This window comes from Limnohabitans sp. TS-CS-82, assembly GCF_002943475.1.
Genome location: NZ_PTQX01000011.1, coordinates 182,260 through 197,832, shown reverse-complemented (window position 1 = coordinate 197,832; position 15,573 = coordinate 182,260). Strand labels below are relative to the sequence as shown.

Annotated in this window: 15 protein-coding genes and 1 tRNA gene; 7 read left to right on the top strand and 9 right to left on the bottom strand. The window is 57.0% G+C overall.

The features are described from left to right. Positions 1-27 precede the first annotated feature (27 nt). Entirely contained in the window at positions 28-363 is a 336-nt protein-coding gene (locus C5F52_RS20315; RefSeq protein ID WP_104800173.1) for a hypothetical protein, read from the bottom strand. 67 nt (positions 364-430) lie between these two features. Between C5F52_RS20315 and dapC the strand changes: the two genes are divergently transcribed. The 5 genes from dapC to C5F52_RS20290 are packed head-to-tail and all read left to right on the top strand — an operon-like array spanning position 431 to position 6,687. Continuing rightward, a complete protein-coding gene (gene dapC / locus C5F52_RS20310; RefSeq protein WP_104800172.1) occupies positions 431-1,666 on the top strand; it encodes a succinyldiaminopimelate transaminase in 1,236 nt (411 codons plus the stop codon). Between the two features lie 22 nt (positions 1,667-1,688). Further along, a complete protein-coding gene (dapD, locus tag C5F52_RS20305) occupies positions 1,689-2,525 on the top strand; it encodes a 2,3,4,5-tetrahydropyridine-2,6-dicarboxylate N-succinyltransferase (RefSeq protein ID WP_104800171.1) in 837 nt (278 codons plus the stop codon). A gap of 33 nt (positions 2,526-2,558) precedes the next feature. Next, positions 2,559-3,737, top strand: coding sequence for a succinyl-diaminopimelate desuccinylase (gene dapE / locus C5F52_RS20300; RefSeq protein ID WP_104800170.1), 1,179 nt, complete (start codon positions 2,559-2,561; stop codon positions 3,735-3,737). Then, positions 3,734-4,642: a 50S ribosomal protein L3 N(5)-glutamine methyltransferase gene (gene prmB / locus C5F52_RS20295; RefSeq protein ID WP_104800169.1), complete on the top strand. Its 909-nt coding sequence runs from the start codon at positions 3,734-3,736 to the stop codon at positions 4,640-4,642. Before dapE ends, prmB begins: the two co-directional genes overlap by 4 nt. After that, positions 4,639-6,687: an ABC-F family ATP-binding cassette domain-containing protein gene (locus C5F52_RS20290; RefSeq protein WP_104800168.1), complete on the top strand. Its 2,049-nt coding sequence runs from the start codon at positions 4,639-4,641 to the stop codon at positions 6,685-6,687. Before prmB ends, C5F52_RS20290 begins: the two co-directional genes overlap by 4 nt. Positions 6,688-6,733: 46 nt before the next feature. Here the strand turns inward: C5F52_RS20290 and C5F52_RS20285 are convergent, their stop codons facing one another. From C5F52_RS20285 to tolB, 8 genes are all read right to left on the bottom strand, one after another. Then, complete coding sequence (locus C5F52_RS20285) at positions 6,734-7,534, bottom strand: hypothetical protein (protein WP_104800167.1); 801 nt, start codon at positions 7,532-7,534, stop codon at positions 6,734-6,736. After that, a complete protein-coding gene (locus tag C5F52_RS20280) occupies positions 7,528-8,040 on the bottom strand; it encodes a hypothetical protein (protein ID WP_104800166.1) in 513 nt (170 codons plus the stop codon). Before C5F52_RS20280 ends, C5F52_RS20285 begins: the two co-directional genes overlap by 7 nt. A 116-nt stretch (positions 8,041-8,156) precedes the next feature. Next, a tRNA-Lys gene (locus tag C5F52_RS20275) sits at positions 8,157-8,232 on the bottom strand. Positions 8,233-8,288: 56 nt separating this feature from the next. Then, positions 8,289-9,077 carry a ThiF family adenylyltransferase gene (locus C5F52_RS20270; protein ID WP_236657943.1) on the bottom strand — a complete coding sequence of 263 codons (789 nt, stop codon included), beginning with the start codon at positions 9,075-9,077 and terminating at the stop codon, positions 8,289-8,291. Then, complete coding sequence (locus C5F52_RS20265; protein WP_104800165.1) at positions 9,070-10,185, bottom strand: YeeE/YedE family protein; 1,116 nt, start codon at positions 10,183-10,185, stop codon at positions 9,070-9,072. The genes C5F52_RS20270 and C5F52_RS20265 overlap by 8 nt, the downstream gene beginning before the upstream one ends. Beyond that, positions 10,182-10,925: a tol-pal system protein YbgF gene (gene ybgF / locus C5F52_RS20260; protein WP_104800164.1), complete on the bottom strand. Its 744-nt coding sequence runs from the start codon at positions 10,923-10,925 to the stop codon at positions 10,182-10,184. The genes C5F52_RS20265 and ybgF overlap by 4 nt, the downstream gene beginning before the upstream one ends. Next, positions 10,922-11,443: a peptidoglycan-associated lipoprotein Pal gene (pal, locus tag C5F52_RS20255; protein ID WP_104800163.1), complete on the bottom strand. Its 522-nt coding sequence runs from the start codon at positions 11,441-11,443 to the stop codon at positions 10,922-10,924. The genes ybgF and pal overlap by 4 nt, the downstream gene beginning before the upstream one ends. Positions 11,444-11,483: 40 nt before the next feature. Beyond that, complete coding sequence (gene tolB, locus C5F52_RS20250; RefSeq protein WP_104800162.1) at positions 11,484-12,767, bottom strand: Tol-Pal system beta propeller repeat protein TolB; 1,284 nt, start codon at positions 12,765-12,767, stop codon at positions 11,484-11,486. A gap of 92 nt (positions 12,768-12,859) precedes the next feature. Between tolB and msbA the strand changes: the two genes are divergently transcribed. Together msbA and C5F52_RS20240 are read left to right on the top strand one after the other, a co-directional pair. Further along, entirely contained in the window at positions 12,860-14,689 is a 1,830-nt protein-coding gene (gene msbA / locus C5F52_RS20245; protein ID WP_104800195.1) for a lipid A export permease/ATP-binding protein MsbA, read from the top strand. Next, entirely contained in the window at positions 14,686-15,558 is an 873-nt protein-coding gene (locus C5F52_RS20240; protein WP_104800161.1) for a glycosyltransferase, read from the top strand. The genes msbA and C5F52_RS20240 overlap by 4 nt, the downstream gene beginning before the upstream one ends. Positions 15,559-15,573: the final 15 nt, after the last annotated feature.

Below are 15,573 nucleotides of genomic sequence, written 5' to 3'. Positions count from 1 at the left end.
GAAAAACCTCTTTTTGCAGAGGGCCAATCATAAAGCGGCGAGCCAGGTGCGAACTTCTGCCAACAAGGCTAATAAATCGGGCTTCAAAGCCAAGTAATGGGCGCGGGTGACGTCCAAAGGCTGTTGGCGGCTGGTTTGGTACAAATCGGTCATGCCTTGCGCCAAAGGTTCGCCTGTGAACAAGGGCATAAACCCCTTCAAGGCGTGCAAAGCATGCTCCACCTTCAACGCCTCTTGCGCTGACAAAGCGGTGTCGATGATGGCCATTTCTTGGCCCAAGCTTTCTTCAAACGTCGCCATCAACTCTTTGAGCTGTTCTGGGTCAAGGGCAAACTCTTTGGCGCGATTCAGATCGAGGAGCATGGGAAATAATTTAAGTGTTCAATTCAAGAGGACTGGACCGACGTCTAGCGCGGGGATAATAGCAGCCATGAACCCCCTGCTTTTAAGTCTACAGCCCTATCCTTTCGAGCGGCTGAAACAACTTTTTGCCCCCATCACCCCCAATCCAGCCTTTGCGCCCATCAGCCTAGGGATTGGCGAGCCGCGTCATGCCACGCCTGCTTTGGTGTTGGAGGCCTTGTCCAAGGCCACAGCGCAACTTGCCGCCTATCCCGCCACCGCAGGTTTACCGGCCCTGCGCGCCTCTTGCGCGGCTTGGGTACAACGCCGCTACGGCTTGGCCGTGGATGCGGCCACCCAAGTGCTGCCGGTCAACGGCTCTCGCGAGGCCTTGTTTGCCTTCGCCCAAACGGTGATTGACCCGACCAAGGTGGATGAAAACGGCAACCGCCTTGAAGCGGTGGTGGTCTGCCCCAACCCGTTCTATCAAATCTACGAAGGCGCCGCCCTGCTCGCGGGCGCCAAACCCTACTACGCGCCCAGCGACCCCGCCTTGAATTTCAACGTCGACTGGGACCAAGTACCTGCCGATGTGTGGGCCAAGACCCAGTTGCTGTTTGTGTGCTCGCCCGGCAACCCCACGGGCGCTGTGATGCCCCTGAGTGATTGGGAAAAACTCTTTGCCCTGAGCGACCAGTACGGCTTTGTCATTGCCAGCGACGAGTGCTACAGCGAGATTTATTTCCGTGAAGAAGCGCCTTTGGGTGGGCTAGAAGCCGCAGCCAAATTGGGTCGCACTGACTTTAAAAACTTGGTGGCCTTCACCAGCCTGTCCAAGCGCAGCAACGTGCCAGGCATGCGCAGCGGTTTTGTAGCGGGCGATGCCAACATCCTCAAACAGTTCTTGCTGTATCGCACTTATCACGGCAGTGCCATGAGTGGCATGGTGCAAGAGGCCAGCATCGCCGCCTGGAACGACGAAGCCCATGTGGTGGCCAACCGTGAGCAATACCGCCAAAAGTTTGCGGCTGTGACCCCTCTGTTGGCCGAGGTGATGGATGTACGCTTGCCCGACGCCGGTTTTTACCTGTGGGCTGCGGTCCCAGGTGGGGACGACGTCGCTTTCGCCCGTGACTTGTTGGCTCAATACAATGTGACCGTCCTGCCTGGCAGCTACTTGGCGCGTGTTGGTCACGGCGTCGATGAAGCCAAAGGGTTCAACCCGGGCGCAGGCCGAATTCGCATGGCCTTGGTGGCCGAAACTGCCGAATGTTTAGAAGCGGCGCAACGCATTGTGGCGTTCGTCAAACAACTCAACCCCTAATTTCAACGAAGAGAAGACAACCATGGCTCAACATCAACTGCAACACATCATCGACAACGCTTGGGACAACCGCGCCAACATCAACGGCGCCAATGTTTCGCACGAAGTGAGCGACGCCGTCGACCATGTGATCGCTGAATTAGATGCCGGCCGCTTGCGCGTGGCGACCCGTGAAGCCGTGGGCCAGTGGACAGTGCACCAATGGATCAAAAAAGCGGTTTTGCTGTCATTCCGCTTGAAAGACAACCGCCTCATCCAATCGGGCGATTTGGCTTTTTATGACAAAGTGGACACCAAGTTTGGCCACATGACCGAAGAAGAACTCAAAGCGACTGGCGTGCGCGTGGTGCCCCCCGCTGTGGCGCGTCGTGGCAGCTTCATCGCCTCTGGCGCGATTTTGATGCCCTCTTACGTGAACATCGGCGCATACGTTGATTCGGGCACCATGGTTGACACATGGGCCACCGTGGGTTCATGCGCACAAGTGGGCAAAAACGTGCACTTGTCCGGCGGCGTGGGCTTGGGCGGTGTGTTGGAGCCTTTGCAGGCCAACCCCACCATCATTGAAGACAACTGCTTCATCGGCGCACGCTCGGAAGTGGTCGAAGGCGTCATCGTCGAAGAAAACTCGGTGTTGGGCATGGGCGTGTACATCGGCCAGAGCACACCTTTGTTCGACCGTGCCACCGGCGAAATCAGCTACGGTCGCGTGCCTAGCGGCTCGGTCGTGGTCAGCGGCAACATTCCTAAAGTGGCGGCCAATGGCGCGCCTTACAGCATGTACGCCGCCATCATCGTCAAGCGCGTGGATGCACAAACACGCTCGAAGACCAGCATCAACGACTTGTTGCGCGATTAATTCGTCTCTTTATTCGTTCATCAGGCCCTTTCGATGTCTCGCACACTCCAGCTCACCGAGCAACTCATCTCGCGCCCGTCGGTCACACCCGAGGACGCGGGCTGTTTGGACATCATCACCGCACGGCTTGCGCCCATCGGTTTTGAGTGTGAGCGCATCGACAGCGGACCAGACTCGTTTCGCGTGAGCAACCTGTGGGCTGTCAAACGCAGCGCACAGGCAGGAGCCAAAACACTGGTGTTCGCAGGCCACACCGATGTGGTGCCCACCGGCCCCATCGATCAATGGACCAGCGACCCCTTCACCCCCACCCACCGCGATGGCAAACTGTTTGGCCGTGGTGCCAGCGACATGAAAGCGTCGTTAGCAGCGATGGTGGTGGCGTGTGAAGAGTTTGCAGCTGCTCAGGCGGATGCCAACATCAACATCGCCTTCTTGCTCACCAGCGACGAAGAAGGCCCAGCACTCGACGGCACCGTCAAAGTCTGCGAAGCCTTGAAAGCCCGCGGCGAAAAGCTCGACTGGTGCATCGTGGGCGAACCCACCTCGGTCGAGCGCACTGGCGACATGATCAAAAACGGCCGACGCGGCACGATGAGCGGCAAGCTCACCGTCAAAGGCGTGCAAGGCCACATTGCGTATCCGCAACTCGCCAAAAACCCCATCCATTTGCTCAGCCCCGCGTTGGCAGAGTTGGTGGCAATTGAATGGGACAAAGGCAACGACTTCTTCCCGCCCACCAGCTGGCAAGTGAGCAACATCCATGCGGGCACAGGTGCGAGCAACGTGATTCCGGGCGAATGCGTGGTGGACTTCAACTTCCGCTTCTGCACCGAATCCACGCCCGAGCAATTGCAACAGCGCCTCACTGCTGTGCTGCACAAGCACCACTTAGAGTTCGACCTCAAATGGACGATTGGCGGCCTGCCCTTCCTCACCACGCCTGGTGACTTGGTCGGTGCCGTGCAACGCGCCATCCACGACGAAACCGGCATTGACACCGAGCTGTCCACCACCGGCGGCACCAGCGACGGGCGCTTCATTGCGCAAGTTTGCCCGCAAGTCATTGAGCTCGGCCCACCCAACGCCACCATCCACAAAATCAACGAGTTTGTGGCCGTGGCTGATTTGGATCCCCTGAAAAATATTTATCGCCGTGTGCTGGAACAGCTGCACGGCTTGGCCTCACCGGCCAACACGTCCGCACAATGAACCCATCTCTCACACTCAGCGCGCTCATTGCACAGAGCGCGCAGCAGCTTGATGCTGCCCACTCCGCAGGCAATTTGAGCTTCGGCCACGGCACCACCAACGCCGCCGACGAAGCCGCATGGCTGGTGCTGTGGAAACTGGGTTTGCCGCTCGACACCGATGTGTCAGACGAGGCGCACAACCTCGAACTGCCCGCCACCCAAGTGGCCAGCGTGCAAGCCTTCATTGAGCACCGCATTGCCAGCCGCAAGCCTGCGGCTTACCTCACGCAAGAAGCGTGGTTGCAGGGTGTGTCGTTCTACATCGACGAACGCGCCATCGTGCCGCGCTCGCTCATTGCCGAAGTCTTGGCCGAAGGCAGCATCGATCCTTGGCTAGACCTCAACACCACGCGCGTGCTCGATCTGTGCACGGGCAACGGCAGCCTTGGCATCTTGGCTGCGTTGGCCTATCCAGACATCACCGTTCAAGGCTTGGACTTGTCCAAAGACGCTTTGGCTGTGGCCCAAATCAACATCGAACGCCACGGCCTTGAAGGCCGCATGACGCTGGCCGAATCGGATGGTTTGGCAAAGGCCGATGGTGTATTCGATCTGATACTGTGCAACCCACCTTATGTGAATGCACAAAGCATGTCCGAACTTCCTGCCGAATTCAAAGCCGAGCCCGCGCTCGCTTTGGCCGGTGGCGATGACGGCATGGACTTTATTCGCCAAATGCTGCGCGACGCCCCAGCACACATGAGCGAGCACGCGGTTTTGGTTTTAGAAATTGGCCACGAACGCGATTACTTTGAAGCAGCCTTTCCCAATTTAGATGTCGTGTGGCTATCGACCAGTGCTGGTGACGACCAGGTCTTACTCCTCACACGCCAAGCGATTGTCGAAGGCGCAAATACACAATGATCACGATTAAAAATGTCACCTTGCGCCGCAGTGCCAAGGTGTTGCTCGAAGGCGCCACCGTCACCTTGAACCCTGGTGAAAAAGTTGGCTTGGTGGGCCGCAACGGCGCAGGCAAATCTTCGCTGTTTGCGTTGCTCAACGGCAACTTGCAAGAAGACACCGGCGAGTTCTACATCCCCACGCAATGGCGCATGGGCCAAGTGTCTCAAGACATGCCTGAGACCGAGCAAAGTGCCACCGAGTTCGTGATTGAAGGTGACACCGTCTTGAACGACGCACGCAACGAAGTGGCCGCGGCAGAAGCCACCGATGACGGCGAACGTTTGGGCAACGCCTACATGGCCTTGTACGACGCAGGCGAGCACGATGCACAGTCACGCGCACAAGCGCTCATCTTGGGTCTGGGTTTTAAAACGACCGAGCTCGACAATCCTGTGAACAGCTTCTCAGGCGGTTGGCGCATGCGTTTGCAATTGGCGCGTGCGCTGATGTGCCCGTCTGATTTGCTGCTGCTAGATGAGCCGACCAACCACTTGGACTTGGACGCTTTGGTGTGGCTCGAAGCTTGGCTCAAGCGCTACGAAGGCACGATGGTTGTCATCAGCCATGACCGCGAATTTTTGGATGCCGTGACCAACGTCACCCTGCACATCGACGCGGGCAAGCTGGTGCGCTACGGCGGCAACTACAGCAAGTTTGAAGACATGCGCGCCGAGCAAATGGAGCTGCAACAAAACGCATTTTCCAAACAGCAAGACAAGATCGCGCATTTGCAAAAGTTCATTGCACGCTTCAAAGCCAAGGCCAGCAAAGCCAAGCAAGCGCAAAGCCGCGTCAAGGCTTTGGACCGCATGGAAAAAATTGCGCCGTTGTTGGCCGAGGCCGACTTCAGCTTCGAGTTCAAAGAACCCGCCAACTTGCCCAACCCCATGCTGAGCATGCAAGGCGTGAGCGTGGGCTACCCTGCCCCCGCCGACGCGCCCGCGGGCACACCGCCCACGGTCATCGTTCAAAACGTCAGCCGCTCGGTGTTGGCGGGTCAGCGCATTGGCATCTTGGGTGCCAACGGCCAAGGTAAATCCACGCTGGTGAAAACCATTGCGCGTGATTTGGGTGCCTTGGGTGGCGAAGTGACTGAGGGCAAAGGCCTGAACATCGGCTACTTTGCGCAGCAAGAACTCGACGTGTTGCACCCCGCAGACAACCCGCTCGACCACATGATTGCCTTGGCGAAAAAACTCACCATCGACGGCAAGCTGGCCGGCCAAGCCACACGCGAGCAAGACTTGCGCAGCTTCTTGGGTCAGTTCAACTTTGGCGGCGACATGGTCAAGCAAGCCGTGGGCAGCATGAGCGGTGGCGAAAAAGCCCGCCTCGTGCTGTGCATGTTGGTGTGGCAACGCCCCAACTTGCTTCTGATGGACGAGCCTACCAACCACTTGGACTTGGCCACCCGCGAAGCGCTGAGCATGGCGCTGAACGAATTTGAAGGCACCGTGATGCTGGTCAGCCATGACCGCGCCTTGCTGCGTGCTGTGTGTGACGAGTTCTGGATGGTGTCACGCGGTGGCGTGGAGCCCTTTGACGGCGACTTGGACGACTACCAACGCTACCTGCTGGACGAAGGCAAACGCTTGCGTGCCGAAGCTGTGGCTGCGGCCAATGCAGCGGCTCTCAAGCCTGCTGTTGTTACGCCTGTGGCTGAAGTGGTGGCACCTGTTGTGCAAGCTGCGGCTCCAGTAGCTAAAGCTGCTGCGCCGGTGGCCTCTCGCGACCAACGCAAAGAAGACGCTCAGCTGCGCAAAGACATCAACGAGAAAAAACGCCCGTTGAAAAAAGAACTCGATGGCGTGGAAAAAACCATGGCCACGCTGGAATCTGAAAAAACCGCGCTGCACGACAAACTCGCCACCCCTCTGCCCCCTGCAGACATTGCCGAAGCAGGCAAACGCCTCAAAGCGGTGGAAGATGAACTGGCGGCGCTTGAGTTGCGTTGGCTGGAAGTGACCGAAGCCATGGACGCCATTGAAAGCGCAATGGCCTAAGCAAGGCCCAAGCGCAGCATCAACAAGCTGCGCTTGAGGTCGGGCGTCACAGCCCCAAAACTTGCGTGCTGAACTGCGCGCTGCACCAAATGATGGCGGGGAACGCGCACAGCCACGCCCAGAAAAATCGGTTCAAGCCAAAGAACCAAAACACCAAGAAGTGAAACAGCGCAGCGACCGTGCAAAACACAGCGGCGAGCCTCGGGTCAAGCAGGCTCAATGGAAACAGGATTTCCCAGACGATAAAGCCCCACGAACCCAACATGGCTAACCAAGTGTTGCGCAGCGGGTGTGTCGCCGATAGAGGTCCGTAAATCGCGCCATTCAAAAAGACGGTCATGGCCGAGCCATTGCGCCATTCGCGCCTAAGCAGCTTGACAGAGCCTGACATGAAGTACGAGGTGATGGCCTGAATGGCGATGTACCAAAAGCCTGCTTGCCAGCCTCGCTGTGGATTGGCGAAGACGCTCACCACTTGCGAGATCAACAAGCCCGTGAGCACGACCAAGGTCATGAAGTCGCTACCGCCATTGAACGCACCGCGCCAACGAATCAGAATGAGTAAGTTGCCCACAAACAAAAAACCAATCAGCGGCAACGATGCGCCCTGTGCTGCCAGCCATACGGCCGCCAACAAACGCAAAAGCAAGTGCAGCTGATGCACGCGAGGTTTGAACAACACATCGAACCAAGCCCGCGCCGATGCATTGGGAATATCGGCACGTTGCAATGACCAAGACCAAAGCCCCTCATTCGCGGTGGCCTTGCCCATGCGCAAGTACTCCAGCGTTTGAATGAACAAACTCCAAGCAAACAAGAGCTCAGTGGCTCGAATGGCCATCAGCATGGCAGCACCGGCGAGGTCATCATCACGTGTGTGTCGACGGTTTCGGCCGGGCTCTCCAACACCATGCGCAGCTCAAACTGGCTGTGCGTGAAGCTTGTATCGCGCGCGCGAAACACGTCTGCGACCAAGCGCGAAATCATGGCGTAAGTCACCAAACGACGTGGGTCTGCGCCTTCAGGCAAGTCGTACAAGTCTGCCCAAAAGTGATCGACCAAGTTTTGTTGGCCCAGTCCTAGATTGGTGTCAGGGTTGTGAACGAAATGATGCCAACGACGTGTGCGCCGTGGGTAAATCAGCACCCAATCCGACCAAAGCAAATCCCCCGGCGTTTGCAGCACCGCAGACCGTGCATACAAATGCGGCACATGCCCTACGGCATGAAAAAACTTCCAATTGGGAAAGAAGGCCCGCATCAAGAACAGCCAAGGCCCTTTGATGACAGGGCTCTTCAGCAGCAGCGTGGCCAGCAGCACCAAGAAATAAAAGGCAAATAAAAGTTCTGTCATGTACGAACTCAGATGCAAAAAATCTGATGACTGTTCCGTTCGGTGAACGGGCTGAAAAATGCGGAAGAGAAAAAGCAAAAAGGGTTAGCAAATTTCTTTGCTAACCCTTAAATACTTGGTGGGACCAGCGGGGGTCGAACCCACGACAAACGGATTAAAAGTCCGCTGCTCTACCAACTGAGCTATGGTCCCATCACGCCTTGCAAACAGTATTTACTGTGTACCCTGCGAAGACTCAAAGTATAACGCTATTTTGGCTGTTTTGCCAATGAGCGCGAAGAAATTTCATCAATTATCCAACCCGCTGCGCATTGACCAAAGGTGGCGGTCACGCTGACCACCGAACCATAGCCATGACAGTTCAAGGTGCCGTCCCCTTCCAGGGCGCAACTGGCGTCCGGTGGCGCCACAGCTTCACGGCTGAACACACAAGCGACACCTATTTTTTTACCTTCACGCGGCGCGCCATGTTCTTTGCGCAAGCGGTAACGCAGTTGTGCCAACAAAGGATCGTGCGTGGTGAGCGACAAGTCGTCGATGTCCACTTTGTGCGCCAGCCGTTTGCCGCCCGCAGCGCCCACGCTGATGAACAAGCGTTTGTGCTTCAAGGCCCAAGCCGCCATCGCTGTTTTTGCTTTGACTTGGTCGCAGGCGTCCACCACCGCATCCACCGTGTTGATCGCTTCGCCCAAAAGACTTGGCCAATTCGCAGGTTCAACGAAGTCGTCGATGCAAGTCACCACGCAATCGGGGTTGATGTGGGCAATGCGTTCACGCATGGCCTCTACTTTGGCCATGCCGACCGTCGTATCGAGCGCGTGAATTTGTCGGTTGATATTGGACTCCGCCACATGATCGAGATCGATCAGGGTCAAGCGCCCCACCCCGCTGCGGGCCAGGGCCTCTGCGGTCCAAGAGCCCACACCGCCAATTCCGACCACCACCACATGGGCTGCGCGAATGTGTTGCGCGCCGCTCACGCCGTAAAGCCGTTCTAAACCACCAAAGCGACGCTGCTGCAGAGCGGCATCAACCACAGTAGCTGGCTTCCATGCGTGCCGCTTGCTGACGCAAGGCCACGACAGCGCCCACCAAAATAGCAGCCACCGCCACAAAGGCGTTCAGGCTAAGGGTGGACATGCCACTCAAACCTTGGCCAAACGTGCAACCCATGGCCGTCACACCGCCCACGCCCATGAGCACGCTGCCCATCAAATGGTTGGCCAAATCACGTTGGTTGGCAAAGCCTTCCCAGCGAAAGGTCTTGCTCAACAAGGCCGACACGGCCGAGCCACAGATGATGCCCACCACGGACACGACGCCAGCGGTCAGCACTTTGGATTTGTCGCTGAAGAACATCAACCAATCCAAGGCATGCGCGACAGGTGCCACGAAGGTCAGGGCTTCAATGCGCCCAGAATTGGTCGCCACGTAAACGGGCTCTAGCGTTTCTGGGTGTTCGGCGACAAAGCCAACATGCCCGCTGATCCACCACAAGCCCACCACGATGGCACCCACGCCCACGCTGGCGATCAGGTTGTCAAAGCGCCAGAAGTCTTTGTGACGCAAAGCCAATGCCAAAAACACAGCGCCCAGCACAAACCCCGCATACACAACGGCCAAGTCGGGAGAGATGCCCAACACGGGGCCCAACCATGATCCCAAATGCGCCCCTGTGGGCATGTCCAGCGCCACGGCGTCCAACACATTGACACGTACCACGGCTGTGATGCCTTTGAGCGTGGCAAAAGCACTCACGCCCATCACCACAAACACCACCACCGATTTGAGGTTACCGCCACCAATGCGCACCAAGGTTTTGTTGCCACAGCCCGACGAAATGACCATGCCGTAACCAAACATGAAGCCGCCCACCAAGGTCGACAACCAAATGAAGCGCGATCCGGCGTACAAGGTTTTACTGGCGTCAATTTGGCCGGAGCCCGACAACGCGGCAAAGCCAATCATGACCACGCCCACCGCGGCCATCCATTGGCGTGCACGCGTCCAGTCGCCCATATTCACCACATCAGACACGGCACCCATGGTGCAAAAGTGTGTGCGTTGGCTGATCACGCCCAACACAAATGACATCAAAAAAAAGGCCGCGAGGACCTGTTGGGTGAGTGTCTGAATATCGTTCATTTGAGTTTGCTCAAGCGTTCACGGGCAGCGCTGGCAGCCTCGGATTGTGGGTAGGTCTTGATCACGTCTTCGAAGGTTTTGCGAGCGGCCTTGATGTCTTTCAACTCCAATTGACAGTTCGCCACCGACAGCATGGCTTCGGGCGCTCGCAAGTGGTTGGGCGAGCCGACCAACAGCACGGAGAAGTTGCGAATCGCTTCTTTGTATTCACGGTTGGCATATTGCGCGTTGCCTAGCCAAAACAGCGCCGTGGTCGCATACCCGCTTTTGGGGTAACGACGAATGAAGTCGCCCAAACTGGCGCTGGCTGCGGTGAAGTCGCCTTTGCGAAAGACAGCCACAGCATCGTCATAGGCACGCACCTCTGCGGGCTCCGCCAAAAACTCCACACCGTCTACCTTGACTTTGACGGGTTCAAACTTGCGCAAACGCTCGTCCACACCTTGCGCCAAGTCTTTGGCCAAGTTTTGCTGCTTACGCAGCTCTTGTGTCAGCTCTTCTTTTTCACCGCGCAATTGCGCCGCTTCTTTGCGAAGCGATTCAAACTGCTCTTGCTGGTCGAGCAAGCTGCGCTGAAATTGTTTGATTTCTTCGCCTTGGCGCTCCACCCGTTCACGCAAATCAATGATGGCGCGACGGGCTTCGTCGTCAGCGAACAAGGCGGCATGCGCCACAGGCGTGAGCCACAAGCCCACAGCCAGTGCGGCCACGCGCAAAGTCAAAGCAACAGGTGTTTTCATCGGTAGGTAATCTCAGCACGACGGTTTTTGGCAAATGCGGCCTCATCAGTGCCCTGCATCGCTGGCTTTTCTTTGCCGTAACTCACCGCTTCCATTTGTGTATCGGGCACGCCCAACACGCTCAAGGCACGGCGCACAGACTCGGAACGCTTTTGACCCAGCGCCAAGTTGTACTCACGGCCACCACGTTCGTCGGTATGACCCTCGATGTTGGCGCGCAGGGTTTTGTCGGCACGCAAATAACGGGCATGTGCGGCCAATGTCGATTGGTATTCAGCGCGCACGGTGTAGCTGTCGTAATCAAACAAGATCACGTTGTCCACGCCCGCAGGGCCGGGGCGCATGCCATTCAAACCATTCAAGCCGCGGCCATCGAGGTTAGAACCCGCAGCGCCTGAGCCAGGCAAATTGGAGGAAGAGCCTGAGCGCTCGTCCACAGGCACTTCATCAAGCTTGACGCCCGATGCACAGCCCGACAAGACGGCAACAAAAGAAAGAAGCAACAGAAATTTTTTCATGAACGTATGAACTCAAAAAGGAAAAAAGAAAAAGAAGCAATTAAGGTTGGGCTTTGATGAATGGGCCCCAATGCGGCTCACGCAAATCGCCACCTTTGCCCGACAAACGCGCTTTGATGCGGCCATCGAGCGTGGTGGTCATCAAAGCTTCACGGCCATCTTGGTGTGTGGCATAGGTGATCAATCGGCTGTTGGGGGCAAAGCTGGGGCGCTCGTCCGCAGAGGTGTCGGTGATGGCGCTCACGTTGCCGCTGGCTATGTCCATCACATGCAGCTTGAACGCACCGCCAATGCGCGACACATAAGCTAACCAACGCCCATCGGGACTGACGGCGGGCGAAATGTTGTACGTGCCGTTGAACGTCACGCGATTGGCGGGGCCGCCTTGCGCAGGCATGCGGTAAATCTGAGGCGCACCGCCACGGTCACTCACAAAGTAAATGGCCGTGCCATCGGGCGAGAACACAGGCTCGGTGTCAATGCCAGCAGACTGCGTCAAACGACGAGGCTCGCCGCCTTTAGCATCGATCAAAAAGAGTTGCGAACCACCATCACGGCTCAACGTCACCGCCATCGTGCGGCCATCGGGCGACCAAGTGGGCGCGCTGTTGGAACCGCGGAAATTGGCCACCACATGGCGCTTGCCGCTCGATACATCGTGCACATACACCACAGGTTTGCGCGACTCAAACGACACGTAAGCCAACTGCCCACCTTGTGGGGACCAGCTGGGCGAAATGATGGGTTCAGGACTGGCCAAGGCCGATTGCGCGTTTTCGCCATCGGCATCGGCCACCCACAGGTTGTAGCGCCCCGAGGCTTTGGTCACGTACGCAATGCGGGTGGAAAACACGCCACGGTCACCCGTGAGTTTTTCGTACACAAAGTCTGCAATGCGGTGGGCGGCCAAACGCAAATCGGCAGGCGGCACGGCATAGCTCATGGCACCTAAGTCTTGGTTGCGCACGGCGTCCCACAAACGAATGCGCACATCAAAGCGGCCATCGTTCATGCGGCTCACGCTGCCTGTGAGCAACGCATCGGCGCCCTTTTGACGCACGCCGCTCAAGTCAGGACGCTCGGTTTCATCCGATGTATGGTCAGCATTCAAACCACGAAACTGCCCGCTGCGTTCCAAATCGGCTTGCACGATGGCGGCGATCTTTTGCGGCGAAGCCTCTTCGCCCCGCAACGGTGCAAAAGCAATCGGCACTTGCGTCATGCCCACGCCCGACACTTCGACGCGGAACTGCGCCCAAGCGGGCACGGCCAAAACGCAGGCTGTCAAAAAGCTAAGAACGGTTCGCAAGCAATTCAGAGTCATGTGGTTTTCAGCAGTCTGTAAGTTAGCGCAAGATTTTAGTGCGTGAGCGAGTGGCGATAATGCTGAATCTCTCGCTGAAACACAAATCATCCATGATCCACCCCGAAACCGCCGCTGCATCTGACTCTTTGTGGCAAAGACTGCGACGTGTTGCTCCTTGGTTTGCAGGCCACCCAGGCACTTTGGTTTTGGCGATTGTGGGTATTTTGATAGGTTCAGCCACCGAACCCGCTATTCCGGCCTTGATGAAACCATTGCTAGACAAAGGTTTCCAGCAAGGCGAATTGGTGCTTTGGAAGATTCCTGTGGTGCTGTTGCTGTTGTTTGGGGTGCGCGGTTTGGCTGGCTTTGTGGCCAGTTACTGTTTGGCCCGTGTGACCAACGCCTCGCTCGAAACCATCCGCCAACGCCTGTTTGAAAAGCTGCTGCGCGCCGACCCCCAGTTGTTTCAAGACAAACATGCCAGTGGCCTGACCAACTCCATCATTTACGAAGTCAATGCGGGTGCATCCCAGCTGGTCACCACCGTTCTGGCGTTGGCCAAAGATTCGGTCACCTTGATCGCCCTGCTTGGCTACCTGCTGTACATCAACTGGCACTTGACGCTGATTGTGTTTGCCATTTTTCCGCCCATCGCTTGGGTGGTTAAAACCCTGTCGCGACGCTTAGACCGCGTCATGCGCGCCGGCCAAGACGCCACCGACGCCCTGGCTTATGTGGTGGAAGAAAACGTGCTGGCTTACCGCATGGTGCGTCTGCACAACGCGCAAAGCAGTCAAACAGCCAAGTTTGCGGAAGTTAACCAAAAATTGCGCCAACTGGCGCTCAAGTCTGTCGTCGCCAACTCGGTCATGACACCGTTGATTCAAATGCTGGCTGCCTTAGCCTTGTCTGCGGTCATCACGACGGCCATTTGGCAAGGTACGCATAACCCCGACCAACCCGCTGTGACCGTGGGCAGCTTTGCGGCGTTCATCACCGCCATGCTGATGCTCATTTCGCCCATCAAGCATCTGTCCGAAGTGGTTGCCAGCCTCACGCGCGGCATCACCTCGCTAGAACGCGGACTCAACCTCTTGACGCAAGTGGCCGATGAAACCCAAGGCACACACACCAGCACACAAGTGCGCGGTGAAATTACGTTTGAGCACGTCACCTTGCAATACCCCAGCGCCACGCAACCCGCGTTGAACGGCGTGAGTTTGACCATTCATCCCGGCCAAACCGTGGCCTTGGTCGGCCCTTCGGGCTCAGGAAAAACCAGTTTGGCCAATTTGGTGCCTCGTTTTTTAGAGCCCACCCGTGGCCAAGTCTGCTTAGACGGCGTGAAGTTGCAAGACTGGTCACTGGCCAGTTTGCGCAGCCAAGTGGCCTATGTCAGCCAAGACGTGGTGATGTTCAACGACACCGTCGCGCACAACATTGCGTTGGGCGAAGAACTGGACCACGCACGCCTGTGGCGCGCGCTAGAAGCCGCCAACTTGGCCGACTACGTACGCGCCCTGCCTGAACAAGAACATACCCAAGTCGGCCATAACGCCACGCAGCTCTCAGGCGGACAGCGCCAGCGTTTGGCCATTGCCAGAGCGCTGTACAAAGACGCCCCCATTTTGATCTTGGACGAAGCCACCTCCGCGCTCGACACAGCCTCCGAGCAAGCCGTCAAAAATGCACTCAAAACGCTGATGCAAGGCCGCACATCGCTGGTCATTGCGCATCGCTTATCCACCATTGAGCACGCCGATGTGATCGTGGTCATGCAAGCGGGGGAAGTGGTGGAGACGGGGACACATAAGGCGCTGATGAGCCGCCACGGGGCTTATGCGGCTTTGCACGCTGTGGCCGTCACACACCAAGACGATGCGCCCAATTTAATCCATCGACCTTCCACGACTTTTATTTCAGACAGCGAGTCAGCATGAGCCAAGCCTCCATCAGCGGTTTCACCTTCATTCGTAACGGCGTTGAGCTGGGCTTTCCGTTCGAGGCCTCTATTCGTTCGTTGCTGCCCTTGGTCGATGAATTTGTTGTGGTCGTGGGCCAAAGCAACGACGACACCTTGGCGCGTGTGAAAGCCATCGACTCGTCCAAGGTTCGCATCATCGAAACCATCTGGAATGAACGCATGGCCGACCGTGGCTTTGTCTACGCCCAACAAAAAATGATCGCCCAATACGCTTGCACAGGCGACTGGGCGTTTTATTTAGAAGGCGACGAATTGGTGCACGAAGCCGAGTTAGCCAACATTCGAGCCAGCGTTGACCAGCATCACGCAAACCCTGCGGTCGAAGCTTTGGTATTTGATTACTTCCATTTTTACGGCACGCCTGAGTTTGTGGCCAACAGCCCTGCTTGGTACAGGCGCGAATGCCGCTTGATTCGTAACACCATTCGTTCGTATGCACCCGATGGCCAATATTGGCTCATCACCAGCGACCACAAAAAGCCGCGCAACCCGCAAGCTGCTTTAGCCAATGCACACATCTACCACTACGGCTGGGTGCGCAGCAATGAGGCTATGCAAAAGAAGCTCGACCAAGTGAGCAAATTTTGGTCACACGGGGCCCCTGTTGTCCGTTACAGCCAGTTTGATGCGCAGGTGTTGCAACCCTTCAACGGCACGCATCCTGTGTTGGTCAAACCGTGGCTAGAAAGCTCTGCCGAAAAGAGCTTCACCATCGATCCGGCATACAAGTTAACCAAGCGTGAAAAACGTCACCGCTTGTTGATGAAGCTTGAAAAAGCATTTGGACTTGATTTCAGCCGCAAACACTTCAAGCTGGTCGCCTAAGAACAAGCAGCCCGA